The organism is Anabaena sp. FACHB-1391 (assembly GCF_014696755.1).
Taxonomy (GTDB): Bacteria; Cyanobacteriota; Cyanobacteriia; order Cyanobacteriales; family Nostocaceae; genus Dolichospermum; species Dolichospermum planctonicum.
This window is the reverse complement of the sequence record NZ_JACJQS010000029.1, coordinates 28327-48456: the sequence shown is the minus strand read 5'-3', so window position 1 is coordinate 48456 and position 20130 is coordinate 28327. Positions and strand designations below refer to the sequence as shown.

At 37.8% G+C, this 20130-nt stretch carries 23 protein-coding genes and 5 pseudogenes; 12 read left to right on the top strand and 16 right to left on the bottom strand.

Features of this window, described 5'->3' with window-relative positions; all coding sequences use genetic code 11:
- Window positions 1–3: 3 nt before the first annotated feature.
- The 3 genes and pseudogenes from H6F62_RS14340 to H6F62_RS14330 all read left to right on the top strand — a co-directional run bounded on the left by H6F62_RS14340 (window position 4) and on the right by H6F62_RS14330 (window position 564).
- Window positions 4–219, top strand: a complete 216-nt coding sequence (locus tag H6F62_RS14340; RefSeq protein ID WP_137908494.1) for a type II toxin-antitoxin system HicB family antitoxin — start codon at window positions 4–6, stop codon at window positions 217–219.
- A pseudogene (locus H6F62_RS14335) lies at window positions 209–334 on the top strand (type II toxin-antitoxin system HigB family toxin); the annotation flags it as partial. The gene H6F62_RS14340 and the pseudogene H6F62_RS14335, both read left to right, overlap by 11 nt.
- Entirely contained in the window at window positions 334–564 is a 231-nt protein-coding gene (locus H6F62_RS14330) for a hypothetical protein (protein WP_137908495.1), read from the top strand. The pseudogene H6F62_RS14335 and the gene H6F62_RS14330, both read left to right, overlap by 1 nt.
- A gap of 188 nt (window positions 565–752) precedes the next feature.
- Here H6F62_RS14330 and H6F62_RS14325 read toward each other — a convergent pair whose 3' ends face one another.
- Window positions 753–2195: a site-specific integrase gene (locus H6F62_RS14325; protein ID WP_137908496.1), complete on the bottom strand. Its 1443-nt coding sequence runs from the start codon at window positions 2193–2195 to the stop codon at window positions 753–755.
- A gap of 110 nt (window positions 2196–2305) precedes the next feature.
- Between H6F62_RS14325 and nifH the strand changes: the two are divergent.
- From nifH to H6F62_RS14305, 4 genes and pseudogenes are all read left to right on the top strand, one after another.
- Window positions 2306–2767, top strand: a pseudogene (nifH, locus tag H6F62_RS14320) (nitrogenase reductase); the annotation flags it as partial.
- 131 nt (window positions 2768–2898) lie between these two features.
- Window positions 2899–3813, top strand: a pseudogene (locus tag H6F62_RS14315) (nitrogenase component 1); the annotation flags it as partial.
- Window positions 3814–3910: 97 nt separating this feature from the next.
- Complete coding sequence (locus tag H6F62_RS14310) at window positions 3911–5320, top strand: site-specific integrase (protein ID WP_190372324.1); 1410 nt, start codon at window positions 3911–3913, stop codon at window positions 5318–5320.
- A gap of 297 nt (window positions 5321–5617) precedes the next feature.
- Window positions 5618–6088, top strand: a pseudogene (locus H6F62_RS14305) (nitrogenase component 1); the annotation flags it as partial.
- A gap of 286 nt (window positions 6089–6374) precedes the next feature.
- On the opposite strand, the gene H6F62_RS14300 reads toward H6F62_RS14305, so the two are convergent.
- Both H6F62_RS14300 and H6F62_RS14295 read right to left on the bottom strand, forming a co-directional pair.
- Window positions 6375–6791: an HNH endonuclease gene (locus H6F62_RS14300; protein WP_190369975.1), complete on the bottom strand. Its 417-nt coding sequence runs from the start codon at window positions 6789–6791 to the stop codon at window positions 6375–6377.
- A 25-nt stretch (window positions 6792–6816) separates the two neighbouring features.
- Window positions 6817–7065, bottom strand: coding sequence for a hypothetical protein (locus H6F62_RS14295; RefSeq protein WP_190372323.1), 249 nt, complete (start codon window positions 7063–7065; stop codon window positions 6817–6819).
- Window positions 7066–7454: 389 nt separating this feature from the next.
- Here H6F62_RS14295 and H6F62_RS14290 point away from each other — a divergent pair, with 389 nt between their 5' ends.
- Both H6F62_RS14290 and H6F62_RS14285 read left to right on the top strand, forming a co-directional pair.
- The gene (locus tag H6F62_RS14290; RefSeq protein ID WP_190372322.1) at window positions 7455–8189 is read left to right on the top strand and encodes a Uma2 family endonuclease; all 735 of its coding nucleotides are present in this window, start codon (window positions 7455–7457) and stop codon (window positions 8187–8189) included.
- A 66-nt stretch (window positions 8190–8255) separates the two neighbouring features.
- Window positions 8256–8864, top strand: coding sequence for a Uma2 family endonuclease (locus H6F62_RS14285; RefSeq protein WP_190372321.1), 609 nt, complete (start codon window positions 8256–8258; stop codon window positions 8862–8864).
- 16 nt (window positions 8865–8880) lie between these two features.
- On the opposite strand, the gene H6F62_RS14280 is transcribed toward H6F62_RS14285, so the two are convergent.
- Window positions 8881–9270 (bottom strand): hypothetical protein, encoded by a 390-nt coding sequence (locus tag H6F62_RS14280; RefSeq protein ID WP_137908500.1) that lies wholly within the window; start codon window positions 9268–9270, stop codon window positions 8881–8883.
- Window positions 9271–9404: 134 nt separating this feature from the next.
- Between H6F62_RS14280 and H6F62_RS14275 the strand changes: the two genes are divergently transcribed.
- From H6F62_RS14275 to H6F62_RS14265, 3 genes are all read left to right on the top strand, one after another.
- Complete coding sequence (locus H6F62_RS14275; protein WP_190372320.1) at window positions 9405–10118, top strand: Uma2 family endonuclease; 714 nt, start codon at window positions 9405–9407, stop codon at window positions 10116–10118.
- Between the two features lie 704 nt (window positions 10119–10822).
- The gene (locus H6F62_RS14270) at window positions 10823–11047 is read left to right on the top strand and encodes a DUF433 domain-containing protein (RefSeq protein ID WP_039201637.1); all 225 of its coding nucleotides are present in this window, start codon (window positions 10823–10825) and stop codon (window positions 11045–11047) included.
- A complete protein-coding gene (locus H6F62_RS14265; protein WP_162501197.1) occupies window positions 11044–11385 on the top strand; it encodes a DUF5615 family PIN-like protein in 342 nt (113 codons plus the stop codon). Before H6F62_RS14270 ends, H6F62_RS14265 begins: the two co-directional genes overlap by 4 nt.
- On the opposite strand, the gene H6F62_RS21245 is transcribed toward H6F62_RS14265, so the two are convergent.
- From H6F62_RS21245 to H6F62_RS21240, 12 genes and pseudogenes are all read right to left on the bottom strand, one after another.
- Window positions 11386–11511, bottom strand: coding sequence for a hypothetical protein (locus H6F62_RS21245; protein WP_255501589.1), 126 nt, complete (start codon window positions 11509–11511; stop codon window positions 11386–11388).
- A 9-nt stretch (window positions 11512–11520) separates the two neighbouring features.
- Window positions 11521–11775 carry a PIN domain-containing protein gene (locus H6F62_RS14260; RefSeq protein ID WP_199306436.1) on the bottom strand — a complete coding sequence of 85 codons (255 nt, stop codon included), beginning with the start codon at window positions 11773–11775 and terminating at the stop codon, window positions 11521–11523.
- Between the two features lie 119 nt (window positions 11776–11894).
- Window positions 11895–12539 carry a hypothetical protein gene (locus H6F62_RS14255; RefSeq protein WP_190372319.1) on the bottom strand — a complete coding sequence of 215 codons (645 nt, stop codon included), beginning with the start codon at window positions 12537–12539 and terminating at the stop codon, window positions 11895–11897.
- A gap of 215 nt (window positions 12540–12754) precedes the next feature.
- The gene (locus H6F62_RS14250) at window positions 12755–13270 is read right to left on the bottom strand and encodes a peptidylprolyl isomerase (protein ID WP_137908503.1); all 516 of its coding nucleotides are present in this window, start codon (window positions 13268–13270) and stop codon (window positions 12755–12757) included.
- A 320-nt stretch (window positions 13271–13590) separates the two neighbouring features.
- Window positions 13591–14223, bottom strand: coding sequence for a hypothetical protein (locus tag H6F62_RS14245; RefSeq protein ID WP_137908504.1), 633 nt, complete (start codon window positions 14221–14223; stop codon window positions 13591–13593).
- A 187-nt stretch (window positions 14224–14410) separates the two neighbouring features.
- Complete coding sequence (locus H6F62_RS14240) at window positions 14411–14989, bottom strand: hypothetical protein (RefSeq protein ID WP_137908505.1); 579 nt, start codon at window positions 14987–14989, stop codon at window positions 14411–14413.
- Window positions 14990–15050: 61 nt separating this feature from the next.
- A complete protein-coding gene (locus H6F62_RS14235) occupies window positions 15051–15629 on the bottom strand; it encodes a Uma2 family endonuclease (RefSeq protein ID WP_190372318.1) in 579 nt (192 codons plus the stop codon).
- 279 nt (window positions 15630–15908) lie between these two features.
- A complete protein-coding gene (locus H6F62_RS14230) occupies window positions 15909–16172 on the bottom strand; it encodes a type II toxin-antitoxin system HicB family antitoxin (protein ID WP_137908507.1) in 264 nt (87 codons plus the stop codon).
- Entirely contained in the window at window positions 16162–16335 is a 174-nt protein-coding gene (locus tag H6F62_RS14225; protein WP_199290972.1) for a type II toxin-antitoxin system HicA family toxin, read from the bottom strand. Before H6F62_RS14225 ends, H6F62_RS14230 begins: the two co-directional genes overlap by 11 nt.
- A gap of 276 nt (window positions 16336–16611) precedes the next feature.
- Window positions 16612–16860, bottom strand: a complete 249-nt coding sequence (locus H6F62_RS14220; protein WP_137908508.1) for a hypothetical protein — start codon at window positions 16858–16860, stop codon at window positions 16612–16614.
- Window positions 16857–16979 (bottom strand): annotated as a pseudogene (locus tag H6F62_RS21020) (type II toxin-antitoxin system VapC family toxin); the annotation flags it as partial. The gene H6F62_RS14220 and the pseudogene H6F62_RS21020, both read right to left, overlap by 4 nt.
- 132 nt (window positions 16980–17111) lie before the next feature.
- The gene (locus H6F62_RS21240) at window positions 17112–19535 is read right to left on the bottom strand and encodes an esterase-like activity of phytase family protein (protein WP_190372317.1); all 2424 of its coding nucleotides are present in this window, start codon (window positions 19533–19535) and stop codon (window positions 17112–17114) included.
- Window positions 19536–20130 lie beyond the last annotated feature (595 nt).

Here is a 20130-nt window from a genome sequence, read left to right as displayed (position 1 = left end):
AAAATGAAAAACTCAATTCCTAATCACTTCACTATTGAAGTAGAACAAGAAGAAGATGGACATTGGATAGCAGAAATTTTAGAAATTCCCGGTGTTTTATCTTATGGTTTAACTCAACAACAAGCAATATTTAATGTACAAGCATTAGCTTTGCGTGTAATTGCTGATAAACTGGAACATGGGGAAATAAATTTAGGTTTAAAAAGTCTCACCTTTTAATATTGGTGGTAACAAAGTTAGACTAATTGCAGCAATTCATTATAACCGCCAAAAAATCTATATCCGTGCTGTGCTAACACATTCAGAATATGATGAAGGAAAGTGGAAAGAATAATGCAAACTTTAAACCTTGAACAAACCATTAATGCTTGGTCATCCATTGCGGAAAACGTCTTTGTTCCTCACACAGAGCAGGAATATGAACACTTAGTTGATATACTAGATTCTCTGATAGATCAAGTTGGTGAAGATGAAAACCATCCTCTTGCATCCCTCATGGAAGTCATCGGAGTTTTAATTGAAAACTATGAAAATGAACATATTCCTGAACTAGAAGAAGAGTAACTAAATGAATTATCATTACAGTATATTAATTCAGTGGTCAGATGAAGATCAAAAATATGTAGTCAGTGCGCCTCTGCATCTCTGCGTGAGGCTAACTGTTATCTTACAGCAGTTTCCGACATTATGAAGTACAGATATTAATAATAAAACTCTTGTGGTGCGGGCATCTTGCCCGCAAAAAGCCTACCTCATGAAGATGAAATCTGCTGTAACTCAATTTTCATCAAACTGTGTCCCATTTGTAACTTCAATCGTTCATTCTCAATTCTTAACCGATCATTTTCCCTTTCAAGGTCAATAACCATCTCTTGTAACTCTTCCACCTTTGACTTCTTTTTAATAGCTTCCTCAATAGCCACATTGCGATTTTCTAAACTAAACCACTTCTGATAAATTGAAGTGTGCATATTCACCGAATGACCCAAATTATCAGCCGCAGCTTTAATAGGAATCCCCATCAAATGCGCTCGAATTGCCCAAGCGTGACGTAAATCATAGGGTTGAAAAGGAATCTCTACAAATCTAAACCATCTATCTGTACCATGTCGCACAGCATTAATTTGTTTACTGGTAATTTTATCTGCAATTTTTGTTTTTAATAACTCAATTGCTTCCCGATCAGTCTTTAAATTAAAACTCTCAATCCAACGGGGATATAATGGTAATGCTTCCCTCTCACCTGTTTTACATTCTTCATTTACCCGCCATGTATTCATGGTATTATCAGATGATAACCACCAATCTAAATCAGGGTTAACAAAAATTTCTAATGGTCTTAATCCATAAGTTGCTAACATTCCATATACCCATCTCCATAATTTCCAATTATTCCGATCTTCCCTATTTATTAACTTAGTAGGACGGTTCGAAGCATAGTTTTCAAACCTTAAATATTCCTTCTCAACCTCTAAATCTGTTGGGATATCCCGCTTTCTTTTAGCAGTAGATTGGATTTTAAAATTATTTAATACTGGAACTTCTAAACCAGAACATTTACATAACACCCGAATCACTTTAATTAACTCGTTTTTGACACTATCAGATGATGGGCAAAATTTAACAGCTTCAATAAAATTAGCATTGATTGCTAGTTTATCTTTAGGTAAATGCTTTTGGGCAATATATAGATAACTATTAAAAGTATTTTCACTTTTTAGAGTACGTTTTCTAGTTTGAAAATAGTTTTTTTCAAAATTTATAATTAGGTCACTAATATTTTGTAAATTGGCTTTAATCCTGGTTTTTCCTAAATATTTATCCGTCCATTGAAATTGTTTTCTAGCTATCAACTTTCCTAGTTCATAAGCCTCCTCTTCTGCGGTATTTAAACCATCAAAATTAAAGGGAATACCCAAAGAAATATCATATTGTTTTGTACCGCTACCGTTTTTATCAATATCCCCTGGCTTAATAGGTAGGGTACTTCTCAACTGTAAGCAATTACCAGATTTTCGGATATAAACACAAACCTTAGCAGCTTTTAGTCTAGTATTTACCGCCTTTAATTCCGTCCGTAACTTAGTTTTGATGTAAATTTCTTGGTCATTTACTGCTTGCATTCTACCTAAATATCCCCCGTCGGTCATAGCTGTTGGTTGAAAATTGGTAAATGCTTCCTGTGATCTGTTCATACCCTAGATTTACCCTAATAAAAAAACTGTCCATTTCTGACAATGATCGCAGTAAACATTGTAGAAAATAAACACTTTACGCGAATTTAGATTATATCAATCATCCTACCCGTGAAGGTAAAGCACAAGAAATCTACATCGTTACCTCAGGTGAAATGATGGCGATGTACGCTGCAAACAACATCGCTCGTGGTATTTTGAAATATGCTCACTCCGGTGGTGTACGTTTAGGTGGTTTGATTTGTAACAGCCGTAAGGTTGACCGCGAAATCGAATTAATCGAAACCTTAGCTGAACGTTTGAACACCCAAATGATTCACTTCGTACCCCGCGACAACATCGTTCAACACGCAGAATTGCGTCGTATGACCGTTAACGAATATGCACCTGATAGCACTCAAGGTAATGAATACCGCGCATTAGCGAAGAAAATCATCAACAACCAAAAACTCACCATCCCCACACCTATCGAAATGGATGAGTTGGAAGCATTGTTGGTTGAATTTGGTATTCTTGATGATGACACCAAGCACGCTGAAATCATCGGTAAACCCGCTGCTGCTACCAAGTAGTATTTAGTAATTGAGGAATAGGAAAAAGGAAAACTCTACATTACCTCCTTTTTACCTTCCTTTCTGCCCTTGGGGATTAATTTCCCCATCCCTACCCAATTAATATCTTTAAAAGCCAGAAGAGGCCAGACATGACAGTTCCAGACAACAAGAAGATTGTTGAAGAAAGAAAAGAACTAATTAAAGAAGTTCTCAAAGCTTACCCCGAAAAAGCTGCTAAAAAGCGCGAGAAGCACTTAAACGTTCACGAAGAAGGTAAAACCGATTGTGGTGTTAAATCTAACATCAAATCCTTACCCGGTGTAATGACCGCCCGTGGTTGTGCTTACGCAGGTTCTAAAGGTGTGGTTTGGGGTCCTATCAAGGACATGATCCACATCAGCCACGGTCCTGTAGGTTGCGGTTATTGGTCTTGGTCTGGTCGTCGTAACTACTACTTAGGTACAACAGGTGTTGATACCTTCGGTACTATGCACTTCACCTCCGACTTCCAAGAACGGGACATCGTATTTGGTGGTGACAAGAAACTCACTAAATTAATTGAAGAATTAGATGTATTATTCCCCTTAAATCGCGGGGTTTCTATTCAATCTGAATGTCCTATCGGTTTGATTGGTGATGACATCGAAGCAGTAGCTAAGAAGACATCTAAAACCATCGGTAAGCCAGTTATTCCCGTACGTTGCGAAGGTTTCCGTGGTGTGTCTCAATCATTAGGACACCACATTGCTAACGACATGATTCGTGACTGGGTATTCCCCAGAGCAGATCAAGGCAAGAAAGACGGTACACTCAAGTTTGAAGGTACTCCCTATGACGTAGCCATCATTGGTGACTATAACATCGGTGGTGACGCTTGGGCCAGCCGGATTTTATTAGAAGAAATCGGTTTGCGTGTTGTTGCACAATGGTCTGGTGACGGTACAATCAACGAAATGTTGATGACACCAAACGTGAAGATGAACCTCATCCACTGCTATCGTTCTATGAACTATATCAGCCGTCACATGGAAGAGGCTTATGGTATTCCCTGTCTAAACTATGATAATGTGTCTTAAATCTACCAGAATTTAGTCTATATATAACTTTGTTTAATTTGCTCATTGTTCTAAATGGACTAAATTTTAATCCAAATTTAAGATAATGAGAGAAAAAGGGTTACAGGAAATTTTTACCGATTTTACACCACCAGCATCTACCGATGGCAGCTATTTAGGAACGCAGACACAAATGAAAGCTACTCGGCAACATCTGGAAGAGAAATTTCAACAAGGTTTAGTAGATGTCAAATCTCGATTAAAAGCAGCTAAGATCAAGGTCGGACTAGTTGTTAGTGGAGGTACTATTCAATTACAAGCGTCCTTACCTTTAAAACCTGGTGAAATTGATGTCAGAAAAACTGGGAGAAAACAATATAAACTTTCTTTAAATATTCCTGCTAATTTAGATGGTTTAAAAACAGCAGAAGAGGAAGCTCATGAGTTAGGTAAATTAATTGCTCGTCAACAGTTTACATGGAATGATAAATACTTAGGACAAACTACTGATCAAGTTAAAGATATAGTCAAAACTGTGGGTGAGATATTAGCAGAATTTGAAACTCAATATTTTAAAACTCATAAACTCACAGAAAAAAGTAAACACACTTTTTCTTATTATATCAGTCATCTAAAAAGGCTAGTCGGATTGGATACAGTTTTGACACAATCAGCAATAGATCAAAAATTACAGGAGTTAAATAATGAGTATGCAAAGTACAGTACGATTAAAAGCTTAAAGATATTAAGATCCACACTTAACTTAACTAGCTTTACTTTAGAAGGAATCAAAAATAAACAACCAAAAAGTCAACCCAGAGATATTCCTAGTGATGAAGATATAGTCAGATATTATCAATCATTTGCCAAGTATGCACTTACGAGAAAAGGGACAATTAAAAGAGATTGTTTAACAAGTTGGAAAATGTGGCAATGGGTTTATGGAATGTTAGCTACTTATGGTTTACGTCCTAGAGAGTTATTTGTAAATCCTGATATTAGTTGGTGGTTTAATCCTGAAAATAAAGATCACACTTGGAAAGTACACCCTGATACTAAAACCGGATATCGGGAAGCTTTACCCTTATATCCCGAATGGGTTGAATTATTTGATTTAAAAAATTTAGAATGTTTAGAACTTTTAAATAGCCAAGTTTCTGGAAAAAGTAGTTATACAGAAATTAATACTATTCGAGTTAATTGTTCTTCATGGTTTCGACGTGTAGATATTCCCTTTAGTCCTTATGATTTGCGTCATGCTTGGGCAATTAGAGCGCATATTATGGCTGTACCAATTAAGGCTGCTGCTGATAATTTAGGACATTCTGTAGAAATTCATACAGAAATTTATCAAAAGTGGTTTAGTTTAGAAAACCGGAAAAAGGTAATTAAACAAGCTGTGGATAAAAAGGATGATATCGAAGCTATAAAACAAGAAAATCTCCAGTTAAAAGCTGAGATCAAACAGTTAAGACAAACTTTAGCAAAATATCAAATTGCTGAAGTATGGAAATAGACTATAGCAGTTCCCAATCTCCTAGGGAATAGGGTATAAATTGGTGTGTACTTGATTAGATTGGAAAAGTCTATATTCATCTATCAAAATGAAAAACTGTTGGAGATAAACAATTTTATTAATTTGGGAATTTTAAGCCAAGGTTAAGCAAATTTTGTGAATTAATTTGAGGTGATAATTAGTTTTTAGATGCAGAAACAATATTTTTTAATCTATTTTTAATCTATAAATAAGCTGATTTAGAAATAGCAGAATAAAAAATCTTATATATGGATATTTTTCAGAATATAAATTTATATTCCCTGGTTAGAATATAACTTCTTTGGTCCTACCAAGATTGCTGCTTCCTTACGCGAAATTGCTTCTAAGTTTGATGCTAAGATTCAAGAAAACGCAGAGAAAGTAATCGCTAAATACCAACCTACCATGGATGCGATCGTTGCTAAATATCGCCCCCGTTTGGAAGGTAAGACAGTGGCAATGATGGTTGGTGGTTTACGTCCCCGTCACGTTGTTCCCGCTTTCCAAGACTTAGGAATGAAAATGATTGGTACTGGTTATGAGTTCGCTCATAATGACGACTATAAACGTACTACTCACTACATTGAAAACGGAACTATCGTTTATGACGACGTTACCGCTTACGAATTTGAAGAATTTATCAAAGCATTGAAGCCAGACTTAGTTGCTTCTGGTGTGAAAGAGAAGTATGTCTTCCAAAAGATGGGTCTTCCTTTCCGTCAAATGCACTCTTGGGATTACTCCGAACTTGGTAATGTTGGTGGAAAGGTGCGTTAGTTTAAGGTTTTTTAGTTGGGGAATTAAGAGAGTTTAATTTTTAGACTAAATGGATTTTATTATGTTTAATAATAACATTGTTTGTGAATAACTGCAAGTGGTAAAGGTTTGATTTTTCAAGGTTTGAGGCTTGGCTTAAATTTGACTTAAATCAAGAGTGTTTAATATAAAACTTTTTTATTAGGAATTTTATTAGCCTAAATAGTAGGGTATGTTAGATTATTTGTCCAATGTACCCTAATAACTATTTTTTCCATTATTCTTGTGGATCATCTTCAGGAGGATGTAGACCACTTTCAACCCATCTTTGTCGAGATTTTTGAATGAATTTTTCTCCACGACGTTCATCATTTAGATCAAGACGTTCACAGGTTGCTCGTCCTGTGGGAGTTTTGCCAATAATACATAAACCGTCAAATGTCCACATAAAATGTTCAGCCCAAATTTGCTGACGGGGATTAAACAAGGGAGTTTCTTTTCCAGTGTCGGGATCAATACCTGTAGTAAAATTGTAACGTCTTTCATTGCAACGACGACAGGCAAGGGCAAGATTATCAAGATTATCAGTACCTCCCAAAGATTGAGGTTGCAAATGGTCAATAGAAAGAGGTGCTGTGCTAAGAAGTTCAGGGTAGTGACAGTATTCACAGCGATACTGAGCGCGTTGTCTCACTTGCTCGTAAAGAGATTAAAGAGATTTAGGAATGGGCATTTTCTTGAGCAGCAATAGTAGCGTTAATATAACTGAAAATGTCATCAAGTTCCCCTATTGCTTCTAATTCTATTGCTTCCTCTGGGGTAAGAGTATTCAATTTATTTTTATCAAGGAGTTCTTGCATTCGCTCCCCTAGTTTATCGGTAAATTTGAATAACATGAGGTTTTTAATACGCTTGATACAGATTCCTTCTGGTAGGAATTGGGAAGGTTTAATGAGTGTAGCTGTCATAGGTAGATTATTTTTAGTTTTCTTGATTTTATCATTGAATATTTGGGAAAGTGCGATCGCGCAAGCACTCCGTAGGAATCGCTATCATTAATGTTTAAGGTTTACATCATTTTCTAGCTTTAGGGTGCGTCAGATTTTTAATTTATCTTTTTTTTACTAGGTTATAGCCATTCCCATTCAAGTGAGGTACAAGCAGTAATAATTGAACGCAGATGGACGCAGATAAACGCAGATAATTTTGTACTTCACCAGACTGGAAAACCCTATATCTGTCTGACGCACCCTACTGATAAATCCTAAAATCCTGGATATCCTGATAGCGAAGCGTGGCGTTAGCCATTTCAGACAATTAATGCTACAATCAAACAATAATTACTTGGTATCATATCATGATGATTACTCAAGCGCCAGAATCCCCATCTCACACATTAGAAGATATATCAGAAGAGATTATTTTCCCACCCAGTGACTTATATAGTGATGAACCTCCCGTGGAAACAGAACTGCATTTACGACAAATTATTCTCCTCCTCAAATGTTTAGAATGGTTATGGAAGGAGAGAACTGATTTTTATGCTGTCGGAAACCTAACTATTTACTATAGTCCTCATCAAAAGAAATCAGAAGATGTGAGAGGTCCAGATTTTTTCGTAGTTTTAGGAACAGAAAGAAAAACTAGAAAAAGTTGGGTAGTGTGGGAAGAAAATGGCAAATATCCTCATGTCATTGTCGAAATTCTTTCACCAACTACAGCTAAAACTGATAGAGAAACTAAAAAACTACTTTATCAAGATACTTTCCGTACACCTGATTATTTTTGGTTTGATCCTTATACATTAGAATTTGCAGGATTTAATTTAATTAGTGGCAAATATCAACCCTTACAACCTAACGAAAAAGGACATTTATGGAGTGAAGAATTGGGTTTATACTTAGGGATTCATGAGGGTTTATTAAGATATTTTACATCATCAGGAGTTTTAGTTCCTACACCGGAAGAAAGCGCACAGATGGAAGCAACAAGAGCAGCAATGGAAGCAGAAAAAGCGAAAATATCAAATGAAAAATCTCAAAGGTTAGCCGCAAAATTGAGAGAGTTAAATATTGATCCAGATACAATTTAAGGAAATCTCAAATCAAATTGTGTTTGGTTGAATCACCCCAACTTTGTATATTAGGAGTATTATTTTATGTCAATCATGACTATTAAAGATGTAGAAAAACTGCAAACTGCTATCAATGATGCAGGTTTAGATTACGATGTTGAATTAACAAACGGGAGAATTTCTATTGTGGGTCCATCAGATATCGTATCTAGCGAAATTGGTATTCTTTTTAGCCGACTATTAGCGAATTGGGTTTATCCCCGTCGTTTAGGAAGAGTATTTGATTCTGCGGGAGGTTTTATTTTACCTGATAGCAACCTCACCGCTCCCGATGTTTCTTTTGTCAGTGCTGCACGTCTGCGTCAAAGTCCCCGCTATTTTGGTGAACTTGTACCAGATTTAGTAGTAGAAATTAAATCTCAAAGTGATAGAATTAAAACATTAAAAAATAAGATTCTCAACTTGATCAAATTAGGTGCAATTATTGGAATTTTAATTGATCCTGATGAAGAAACTGTAACAGTTTATCGTTCTCAAGGTGAAGCAATAGTTTTTCATAATGGCGATATTTTAACTTTACCAGAACTTTTTCCAGGTTGGGAATTAGCTGTTTCTGAATTATGGCCTCCTATTTTTACTCAAGAAGAAATAGAAGGCTTAACGGGCGACAAGGAGATTGAAAAAAAGAATTAAAAAACCCAAACATCCTCTAAAATTTCACACCGATTTGACCATTAACTCCTCGCACAGAATTGTAACCAGCACCCAGAAAAACATGATCGCTAGTGACTACTTGTACACCACCGGAAACAGCCACTCCTTGATCTTCCGAATACCAACCAATTCCGACATAAGGTGAAATAAATGGTAAACTCAAGAATTTTAAAAAATCTCCTCCCATAGCACCTTCAGGACCCCTTCCTACTTCAACACCAAAACCTAAAACTTTAACACCCGCACCATAAGTAACTTCACTATCTTTACTTCCCACCGTCACCCAAGGTTGCGGTAACAGTTGAGCCGCAACCTGATGAGGAGTAAATATATTTAAGCAAGTTAGGGATGAAATGAGTATTTTGATCATCAATGCTTTTTTCATCGTTGTTTTCCTCTACTACCACTGATATCGTAACATTTTCATAAACATAATTAAAATTTTTTGTGTTGTGTAGGTATAATTTAACATTTTCGCAGTCATGTTATAATCAACAAATAACTACTTGGTATCATACCATGATGATTACTCAAGCACCAGAATCCCCATCTAACACATTAGAAGATATATCAGAAGAGATAATTTTCCCACCCAGTGACCTATATAGTGATGAACCTCCCGTGGAAACAGAACTGCATCTCGAACAAATAATGCTCTTAATAAAATCTCTCAAATGGTTATGGAAAGAGAGAAATGATTTTTATGCTGTCGGAAATCTCAGTATTTACTATAGTCCCCATCAAAAAAAATCAAAAGATGTTAGAGGTCCAGATTTTTTCGTGGTGTTAGGAACAGAACGAAAAACTAGAAAAAGTTGGGTTGTATGGGAAGAAAATGGTAAATATCCTAACCTGATTGTGGAAATTCTTTCACCAACCACAGCGAAAACTGACAGAGAAACTAAAAAAGAACTTTATCAAGATATTTTCCGCACACCTGAGTATTTTTGGTTTGATCCCTATACTTTAGAATTTGCAGGTTTTTATTTAATACATGGTAAATATCAACCTGTAGAACCCAATGAAAAGGGACATTTATGGAGTCAAGAATTAGGTTTATATTTAGGAATTGTTCAGGGTTTATTAAGGTATTTTACACCAGATGGAGATTTAGTTCCCACACCGGAAGAAAGTGCAGAAATAGAAACCCAAAGAGCAGCAATGTTTGATGAAAAAGCTCAACGGTTAGCAGCAAAGTTGCGAGAATTAAATATTGACCCAGATAAAATCTAATTTAGAATTTAGATCCCTGACTTCTTGAAAAAGTCGGGAATTTAGGGATTTAATTATAATCTAGTTTGTGGTAAAATTTCCTAATCAGAGATGAAATCTCTAAACTCACTTCTGCATTTATCTGTTGAGTAGAAAGAAGGAAACGCCTTTTTAGGGATTGAATACTACAAACTATTAGCTCATAAACCTGATGACTATTTTCCAGTTCACTTAATAAAATCGAGCCATTTTGACCAGCTAGAAAATGCAGTAATTCTACTTCTGATGCTGGTAAGATATCTAAACTTTGCTCTAAAAAAGCCGTTAATTCAATATCTATAAAAGGTTGATCTAAGTAGGCTGGCGTTAAAAATTGTCGTTATGACAAGGGAACTCTTAACTGGGAAGAGGTTTTGGGTAACTTTACTTTTCGTTACTTATGTCGGTTTTTTTCCGTTTACCTACTTAGCTGCAATAATTTATTGGTGTCACCTGCAAATAATTCTTGAATAAGATAACCAGCGATCGCTTAAAATGATCAATCACATCCTGTAAGCTATCAGACAATGTACCACAGCGATCGCTACCAATTAATCACCGTCAAATTAGCAACCTCATCTGCAAATAGATCCCTCATCCTGTAAATCCTGGAAATCCTCATATAGCTTGCGCCACGCTATCAGACAAATGCTACAATTAACTAATAACGACAAGAAGTAAACAAAATGGAAAGCAGAATAACTATTCATCCAGATATTTGCAATGGACGACCCATTATTACTAATACTCGAATTTCTGTACAAACAATTATGGAGTTTTTAGGCGCTGGTGATTCAATTGAGGAAATTCTGGAAGAGTACCCCTCTCTACAACGAGAAGATATTTATGCTTGTATTCAATTTGCAGCAAAGTTGATGGGGAATCACTACGAAGTGAGAAAAATCGCATGAATGGGTTTTTATTCGATGAAAATCTACCCGTGAAAATTCAATTTACCCCATCTTTACTCATTGTCCATGTTTCCATCTTAGGTGACAGTCCAAGTGATACCCAAATATGGCAGTATGCGAAAGAAAGAAAACTGGTAATTGTTACCAAAGATGCAGATTTTTCTGATCGCATGATGGTTGATTTACTCCCGCCTAAAGTAGTACATCTACGCTTTGGGAATGTGCGAAAACGTCAATTTCACTCACTCCTGTCCAGAGTTTGGCCAGAAATTGAAATTTTAGTGGCTGATCATCAGTTAATTAATGTTTATTTAGATCAGATTGAAGCTTTTAAATAATTAATGTTTGATACTAGAAAGCGATCGCTTAAAATGATCAATCACATCCTGTAAGCTATCAGACAATGTACCACAGCGATCGCTACCAATTAGACATCTCCAGAAAAGAATGTAGAGAAGTTCCATGGAACGTCTCTACAAGGGTTGTAAGTCACGCATATTTAATTTTCGGAGATGTCTATTAATTACCGTCAAAATATTGATCTTTGCAAATTCTTGATCAACAGTCACTAAGCTGGCTGAATTTTGGATTATCATGGCCGCGATTACTGCATCAGGTAATTTTAAGCGATATTGCTGACGAATTTCGATGATCTTCTCAACCAATACCCCATCACCCCCGTCAAACCAACAATCTCCACTCGCTGAAGAAATTGTCCAAAAAGTCAAAAAGTTGGCGATCTGCTTGCAGCAGCGGTTACGCTATCGCTTTCCTGTCAACTGTCAACTGTCACCTGTCACCTGTCAACTCCCCGACTTCTCCCGGAAGTCGGGGATCTATTCCATGTTTATTTTGGACTATAGGGCAGAGAAGAATGGTGTACGATAATACGCAATTTGCCATTATTACCCTTAATAAACTGCCAGGTTTTATCTACTGTTGTGACTTTACCTGTTTTATCAGTAATGTCAACATTACCCATAGTTGTAGCAGTATTACCGTCAATAAAAATACCAGCGTTGCGAATTTCCACTTTTCGCCATCCTTTGAGAGCAAAACCAGTATCTTGAGGGAAAGAGGAATCACCACCCACAAAATAAGACAAAGCTCCTTTGTGTGTCGTGCGGAAGGTTTGGTCTCCAGTTGTCAAGGTAGGCTTAAACAACACCAATCCCGACTGATAAGCATATAATTCATCTATCACCTTCTCAGCCAATGTTCTAGCGGCGGCTATCCCCTCTTGATCATAGGTAGTGCTGATATTAACTAACGCATTACCCCAGGCTTTTTGGGCGGCCAGCACTTCAGACTCCGTAATGGATATATTAACTACTGATGTCTTAGGAGTTGATGAGACTGGCTTAGTGATGGTACTACTAACTTGAGCATGAGCCATGGATGGCGCTGTCACCAACAATGTAACCCACAAGGCTATGGTAGCAGCAATTACAGAAAGATTGACTCGTAATTGTTTAATCGGATTGGTTTGCATATTAAGAGCAAGTTACAAAAGTTTTCAGTAACATCTAACCACGTTGTGCCAATCCAGTCAATAGTTACCATCAGTAATTACCATGCTATCATTTAATGATCTGAGAAGTTGGGCATCTAGTTTGTCGGGTGAACAATTAAAAAAACAGAGGATTTTGCCTGAAAATAGGGATGTGCGGAGAAAATCTCCGCACCAATTTTTCGGTTTATTCTAGTTTATTCGTGGACAGTCACTTTGATCATTTTCACCGGAGTTTTGGGGCGATCGCCAGATCCTGTTGGAGTGGTTTCAATGGCTTTTAATACATCCATGCCTTCAGTCACTCGACCAAACACGGGATGCTTAGATTGACCGGGGGTAAACCAATCCAGATAGGAGTTGTGGACAGTGTTGATGAAAAACTGACAACTACCACTATTAGGCCGCCCGGTATTAGCCATAGATAGAGTTCCCGGTTCATTAGAAAGTTTCCCATCTTCAGGATGCTCATCTTGAATGCACCCATCAGGACTATTACCTGTTCCTGCACGGGGGGAGCTAGGATCTTTGCTGTAGGGACAACCAAACTGCACCATGAAGTTATTAATCACCCGGTGGAAATGTAGACCATCATAAAACCCACTTTTAGCCAATTTGATGAAATTTCCCGCCGTTATGGGCATAACATCAGTGAATAGCTCAAGAGTAATAGTACCAAGGGAAGTTTCCAGAGTTGCGGTGGGATTTGCCATGAATATTGAATTACCAATCTGTGTAATGGTTTACTTTATCGCTTCTAGTTTACCCAATATCTTGAAAATAAATAAGTTGGCATGAAAAAACTAAACTCTGTAAAGAAATGTAAAATCATGGTTGGGATTTTGATCTTTAGTTTGATCTTTACATGCAACAATTGGATTAATTACTATGACAATATTTACTTGTCCCGGCTCAATTTGTGTGGGAATATTAAGGTGCAAATGACCTAATGAATCCACCGTAGCAGATCGCTAATCAATAGAGTTATTTCACATCCCCGACTTCTGGGAGAATTCGGAGATCTAAGCGATGTTTATTTTGGACTATAAGGCAGAGAAGAATGGTGTAAGATAATACGCAATTTTCCATCATTACCTCTAATAAACTGCCAGGTTTTATCTACTGTTGTGACTTTACCGGCTTTATCAGTCAGGGAAACATTACCCATAGTGGTAGCAGTATTACCGACAATAAAAATGCCAGCGTTGCGAATTTCCACTTTTCGCCATCCTTTGAGAGCAAAACCAGTATCTTTAGGGAAAGAGGAATCACCACCCACAAAATAAGACAAAGCTCCTTTGTGTGTCGTGCGGAAGGTTTGGTCTCCAGTTGTTAAGGTAGGCTTAAACAACACCAATCCCGACTGATAAGCATATAATTCATCTATCACCTTGTCCGCCAATGTTCTAGCAGCGGCTATCCCCTTTTGATCATAGGTAGTGCTGATATTAACCAACGCATTACCCCAGGACTTTTGAGCGTCCAGCACTTCAGCCTCAGTAATGGATATATTAACTACTGATGTCTTAGGAGTTGATGAGACTGGCTTAGTGGTGGTACTCTTAACTTGACCATGAGCAATTGATGGTGCTGTCACCAACAAGGCTAAGGTAGCAGCAGTTACAGAAAGATTGACTTGTAATTGTTTAATAAGATCGGTTTGCATATTAAGACGAAGTATGAAAAAGCAAATTACGAAAGTTTTCCACAACATCTAACCACATTTTGCCAATCCAGTGCAATAACTACTATAAATAGTTACCATCAGTAATTACTATTCGAGTTAGGTACAATAAATCATAATTAAACGCAGATAAACGCAGATAAACACAGATGATTTGTTAATTAACCTTTTAATCAGGAAAAGCTAAACCGGTTCTAGGATCTCTGATATATAATCCTAGTGTTAAACTCCGCATGACTTCATCCCAAACCGGTATTAATTGTTCTGCTTGATCTGCCCAATAATCAAAGGTAATTAAACATTGAATATTAGAACCCAAACCAACACAAGTCCGAGAAAAAGCTTCCCTGGGTTCGGCTTGAGTATCAATAAATTTAATTTCACACCACATAATTTTAGCCGTTTGTCTTTTGACAGTGATCACCTCTCCTCTTGCAATTACATCACGACTATCATCTTCCATAATTTTCTTTAAAGTAGATTTGAGGGGAAACAGAGTCCAATCATTAGGAGGTAAATGATTGTAAGACATTTCTAAGCAACAATCATCATCAGGTGGTTTTTTATCTGTAAACTTAAATGATTTTTCCTGGGGTTGAGTTATCCAACCACGAGGGACATTAAACCGCACAGCCCCCCTACCTGCGACAAAAATATTGTATTCTGGGGGAGATTCCCAATGATGATCTGGTTTCAGTTCTAGGGTTTCCTTAATCCATTGAAGATTGCTTTTTTTCCGCTTTGTCATAATTTTAATAAGAGATTAAATTTCATCTGAAATTAATCAGATTTATTTTGGAAATGTGATTTTATGTTTCTGTTTCCAACCCCACACTATCATAAAGCATTTCTATGGGAAATTCAAATGCAATACTTGATAAAGTAATCATGTCTCCAGTAGTGTAGGGATAATAAAGCCACATTCTTCCTTCTCCTCGAGAATAACGTTCAACGGAGATTTTTTCTGAATCAATCAAGATATATTCTTGTAAAGTGGGTATGGTCAAATAATATCGGAATTTTTCACCTCTATCTTTACCGCTTGTACCGGGAGAAAGAACTTCAACAATTAATTTAGGATTTTGAATAAATTTACGGGCATTGATGTCTTCAGGGTGACAACTGACGATCAGATCAGGATAGAAGTATGGACCTTTAGAGGTAACTTGCACTTTTACATCTGATACATTGATTCGACAACCTCTAGGACGGAGGTGAGGACGTAAAGATGTGTAAAGATTGAGAGCAATATCATTATGGGGAATTGTACCACCAGTCATGGCGAAAACTTCACCGTTGATGTATTCATAGCGAATATCTTGGTTAAGTTCCCATGCAAGATATTCCTCAATGGTCATTTTTGCCGGTTGTTGGGGAATGGCTATCATAGCAGGATTTTTCTCAGTTTGTTTTGATTATAGCAACTGATAAGAAAGATGTTTTAAACTTGTCTCTAGCCAACATACAGCAGTTTCCGATATTATGAAGTACAGATATTAATGATAAAACTCTTGTGGTGCGGGCATCTTGCCCGCACAAGGTGTACCTGACTCAAAGCTACTTGCTATAGCTTTTCCCGTTCCATATTTCCTGTCAGTTGTTCAACTACTACTTTTACATTTCTGATTCGTTCAGGTTGGATAAAATTTTTGATTTTTGATGGTTGTTCACGAATTAATGATAGAAATTAGTTTAGAAGGTAAAGGAATTGGTTTTTTACCACTACAATAAACAGTTTCTATCCATAACTCTCTCGCTTCATTAATATTTTCTATTGCCTCCTCTAAACTTTCGCCCTGACTCATACAACCTGGTAAGTCAGGAATCATTACTGTATATCCTCCGTCCTCTTCTGGATAAATAGACATGAGATATTTTAAAGACAGATAATATTCTAAAGATTGATGCTCAAGTTGAGAATTAGTTTTCATCTTGCCAATTTTCCAAATCTAGTAATCTAATCGTTTCTTCAATATACGTTCGTTTAACTTTTTTACCCCCTTTTTTGGGAATAATAATCACTTCTCCTTGATCATTTTCAAAAGCGTGATGACTTCCCTTCGCTCTAATTTCCTGATATCCAAATGCTTCCAAAACATAACTAATTTCTTCAAATCTGGCTTCAGGAAAGAGAGAAGATATTTAATTAATTTACTTAGTTTACCCATTGACTAATCATAGCATTTTTTCGGCTAGGTGGTTGAGATGATTGTTGATTGACCAGTTATACCATACTTTACAAAAATAATATTAGTAGGTTATTGAGGTTGCAAATGGTCAATAGAAAGGGGGGCTGTGCTGAGAAGTTCAGGGTAGTGACAGTATTCACAGCGACATTGAGCGCGTTGTCTGACCTGCTGATAAAGAGTTTTAGGAATGGGCATGATCTTGAGCAGCAACAGCAGCGTTAATATAACTGAAGATGTCGTCAAGTTCCCCTATTGCCTCTAGTTCTATTGCTTCCTCTGGGGTGAGGGTATCCAATTTGTTTTTATCAAGGAGTTCTTGCATCCGTTCACTTAGCTTATCGGTAAATTTGAATAGCATGAGGTTCTTAATACGCTTGATGCAGATTCCTTCAGGTAAGAATTGGGAGGGTTTAACGAGTGTAGTTGTCATTGGTCGATGATCTTTAGTTTTCTTAATTTTATGCCATCAATACGGCTAAATTCCCGTGTATTGTGAGTAACTAGAGTGAGATCATTTGCTAATGCGATCGCCGCAATTAACAAATCATTTTGTCTTGATTATAGCAACTGACAAAAATATCCCATCAAAAAAAGCGAGGAAGTCAAACTTCCCCGCATGAGTAAAATCAATAAACTAAGTTATTGTTTGTGAAAAATCCGAGTGTAAGTAATAACTCCAGATTAAACAGTAACAATGAAATCACTAGCAGCTAAAGTAGGAGTACCAACGATAGATGCAAACTGAGCACCGGTACCAAAACCAGCAGTAGCACCATTTTGGTTATAGTAGAGGCCACCGTTACTTGTACCTGTACCTAGGACATAAACAATTTGAGCGCTGCTTGTTGCTGCACTAGCCGCACTTGTAGCAACGGCAAAGTTTGAAGCCACACTAAATCCGGCACCAGCAACACTGGTTACAGCCGTAAATACTGCTTTTCTCAAAGCGATCTTGTCACCAGCGCTAAAGTCAGCGATGATGTCTATACCATTACCAGTTGCAGCGGCACTGAAAGCTGCGGTGCCATTGAATACGAACTGGTCATTACCAGCACCACCAACTAAGCTGTCAGTACCCAAACCACCAACAAGGGTGTCATCACCGGCACCACCATTAAGAGTGTCATTACCAGCACCACCGGTTAAGGTGTTGTTAAGAGCATTACCAGTGAGACGGTCAGCACCCAAACCACCAATGGCGTTTTCAATGGCATCTATCGCAGTTAATGTGATTTGTGTATTAGTCACAACGGTTTGAGCAGTGTTGATACCCAAATTCACAGTGGCACCTAATGAAGCCGCAGCACCATCAAAGCTAATGGTATCTATACCAGAGGTATCCCTAATGATGTCGTTACCTAGTGTAGCGAGAGTGAAGCGATAAGTATCATTACCAGCACCACCATCAAGACTGTCATTACCAGCACCACCAATGAGGGTGTCATTACCAGCACCACCAATGAGGATGTCATTACCAGCAGCGCCATCAAGCTGGTTATTACCACTGTTACCTCTAACGGTGTTATTACCAGCGTTACCTATACCATTAACATTGGCAGTTCCAGTTAGGGTCAGGTTTGTTTTTGTTGCCGCTAATGTAGCAGTAGCAGCAGAGCTAACGGTATCGGTGATAGTTACTGTGCCAGTTACGAAGGGGATAGTTGCACCACCAGGGTTAGTTAATGTAACGGTGAATCTTTCATCCGCTTCAGCAGTTGTATCAGATGTAGTCCTAAAGGTGATAGTCTTGCTGGTCTGCCCTGGAGCAAAGGTGAGTGTGCCGCTGAGTGTGCTACCAGTATTAGCACTGTAGTCAGTGGTCGCAGCAGTACCAGCAGCGGTAGCGTAGTTAACTGTTACAGCAGTAGTACTAGCTTCATTCAGAGTCACTGTCACCACAGCATTTGATCCCTCTACCGCAGTTACATCACTGATGCTTAGTCTTCTGGGTATGTTAAGAGGAGTGTCTAGTCTCAATAGAGCGACTTCAGTTCCATCTACTTGACCGGGGGTTCTGCTGCCGGCAACGAAAGGAAAATCGTTGTCGTTTGTTACCAGAATGGTATTTTTGTCAACGATAGTCAAAGCTTCAACGTTTTGGAATGGCAATTTAAAGCTGTTTGAACCATCACCATTCAAGTCATTGGGGTCTTGAATGTCTAACAGGTTAGCGACTTCTTGCTTGATCAGAAAGCCATTGGCGTCTACCTGGGTCAAGTCAATTTTATAAATCCTTTTGAATTCAGCAGCAGCCCCAGTTAAGCGGTCTTTTTCAATGACTAAGTATTCATTATCATTGATAGCTGTCAAGTCATTGATTGACTGGGAGTTAGAAGTCTTCTCCAGTTTATATTTGTATTGTGTGCCGAAGGTTTTGCTGGTTAAGTCAAATTCGTAGATACGGAGAACATCGTTGGTAGCACTGTCACCAGTAACGACACCTTCCAAAGCGGTGATGAGCTTGGTCTTGCTGGTATTGATTGCTGTACTTTCCAACCCTCTAGAACCTAAGTTAGCAGTGGCATTTCCAGCCAATACAGCAGGGTTTTGGGGAGCGAAGACGTTAGGTACAGCAATGGGAGCTTCTAGCAATTTACCAGTAGCATCAAAGCGCAATAGGTAAGGACCGAACTCGTCTCCCACCCAGATTGTGCCGTCTTTATCAAAGACGAATGACTCGATATCAAAGTCACCACCTGTTAGGTTTCTCTCAGCAGTGTTTTCGTTAACCAGAGTGAAGTTAGGAATGTTAATCTTCTTGTCTGGGTCGCGGAATTGAATAAAGTTCAAAAACTGGACACTACCATCTGCACCAGTTTCCGCTCCTTTTAAGCTTGGGTCAACTTGGTAAAGACGTAACAAAAAGTCGGCACTGTTAGGTTTTTGACCATAACCGTTATCTGGTTGAAACCAGTAAGTGCCATTGTTACCAACTTGCATGGAACTGAAACCACCAAGAGGCAGACCAAGAGTAGTCAAAGGTACGGTGACACCATTGGTGTTACCAGTAATCTGACTACCGGATGTAAATGTGTCCCAAAAGAAGCTACTGGAGTAGGTTGCAGCAGGAAAGCCAGCGAAACCGGCTAGTGTTGTTGTAGGCATATTATATTGAGAATTTTTCTGTTGATGTCGTTTTTACGTGCCAGTTCAGTTTTTTAATTACATTGCCTGTCAGGCCAGAAACCAGGTTCTTATGCCCACAGGGGGTCTAACCTAAAACTCGAGCAACCATGCTCTGAAAACCTCTCTTGACAAGGAACAAAAGATCTAAAAACTCGTCATCAGGTCTTTAGAGACTGTGTTGAGCTATTATCTCTTCTTTAATGTCAGGACTAGGTACAGCATGAAACACTCAGTTTTGATTGGACGATTAAGTAACAAAGAACTAATCCGAACAGTTAAGATATTGGCACTGGAAGGTTAACAATAAAATAAGCAAAGTACAATAAATGGTTAAATTTATGCGTTGCATCATGCCAATATCAATTATGTTTCGCTTATAATTTTATTATCTATATCAGCAATGTCTATTGATTAAAGAAGTATATGTATTTGTGCTTATTAGCGATTAATTTACGCATCCTAATTCAAGCTTAAACAATACTTATATATTCTTTCCTAAGTAAGCTGTGACCCAGCTAAATTGTAGAATCCTAGGCTAAATCTTGTAGTGCAGGCATACTTCGGCCAAGCTCAG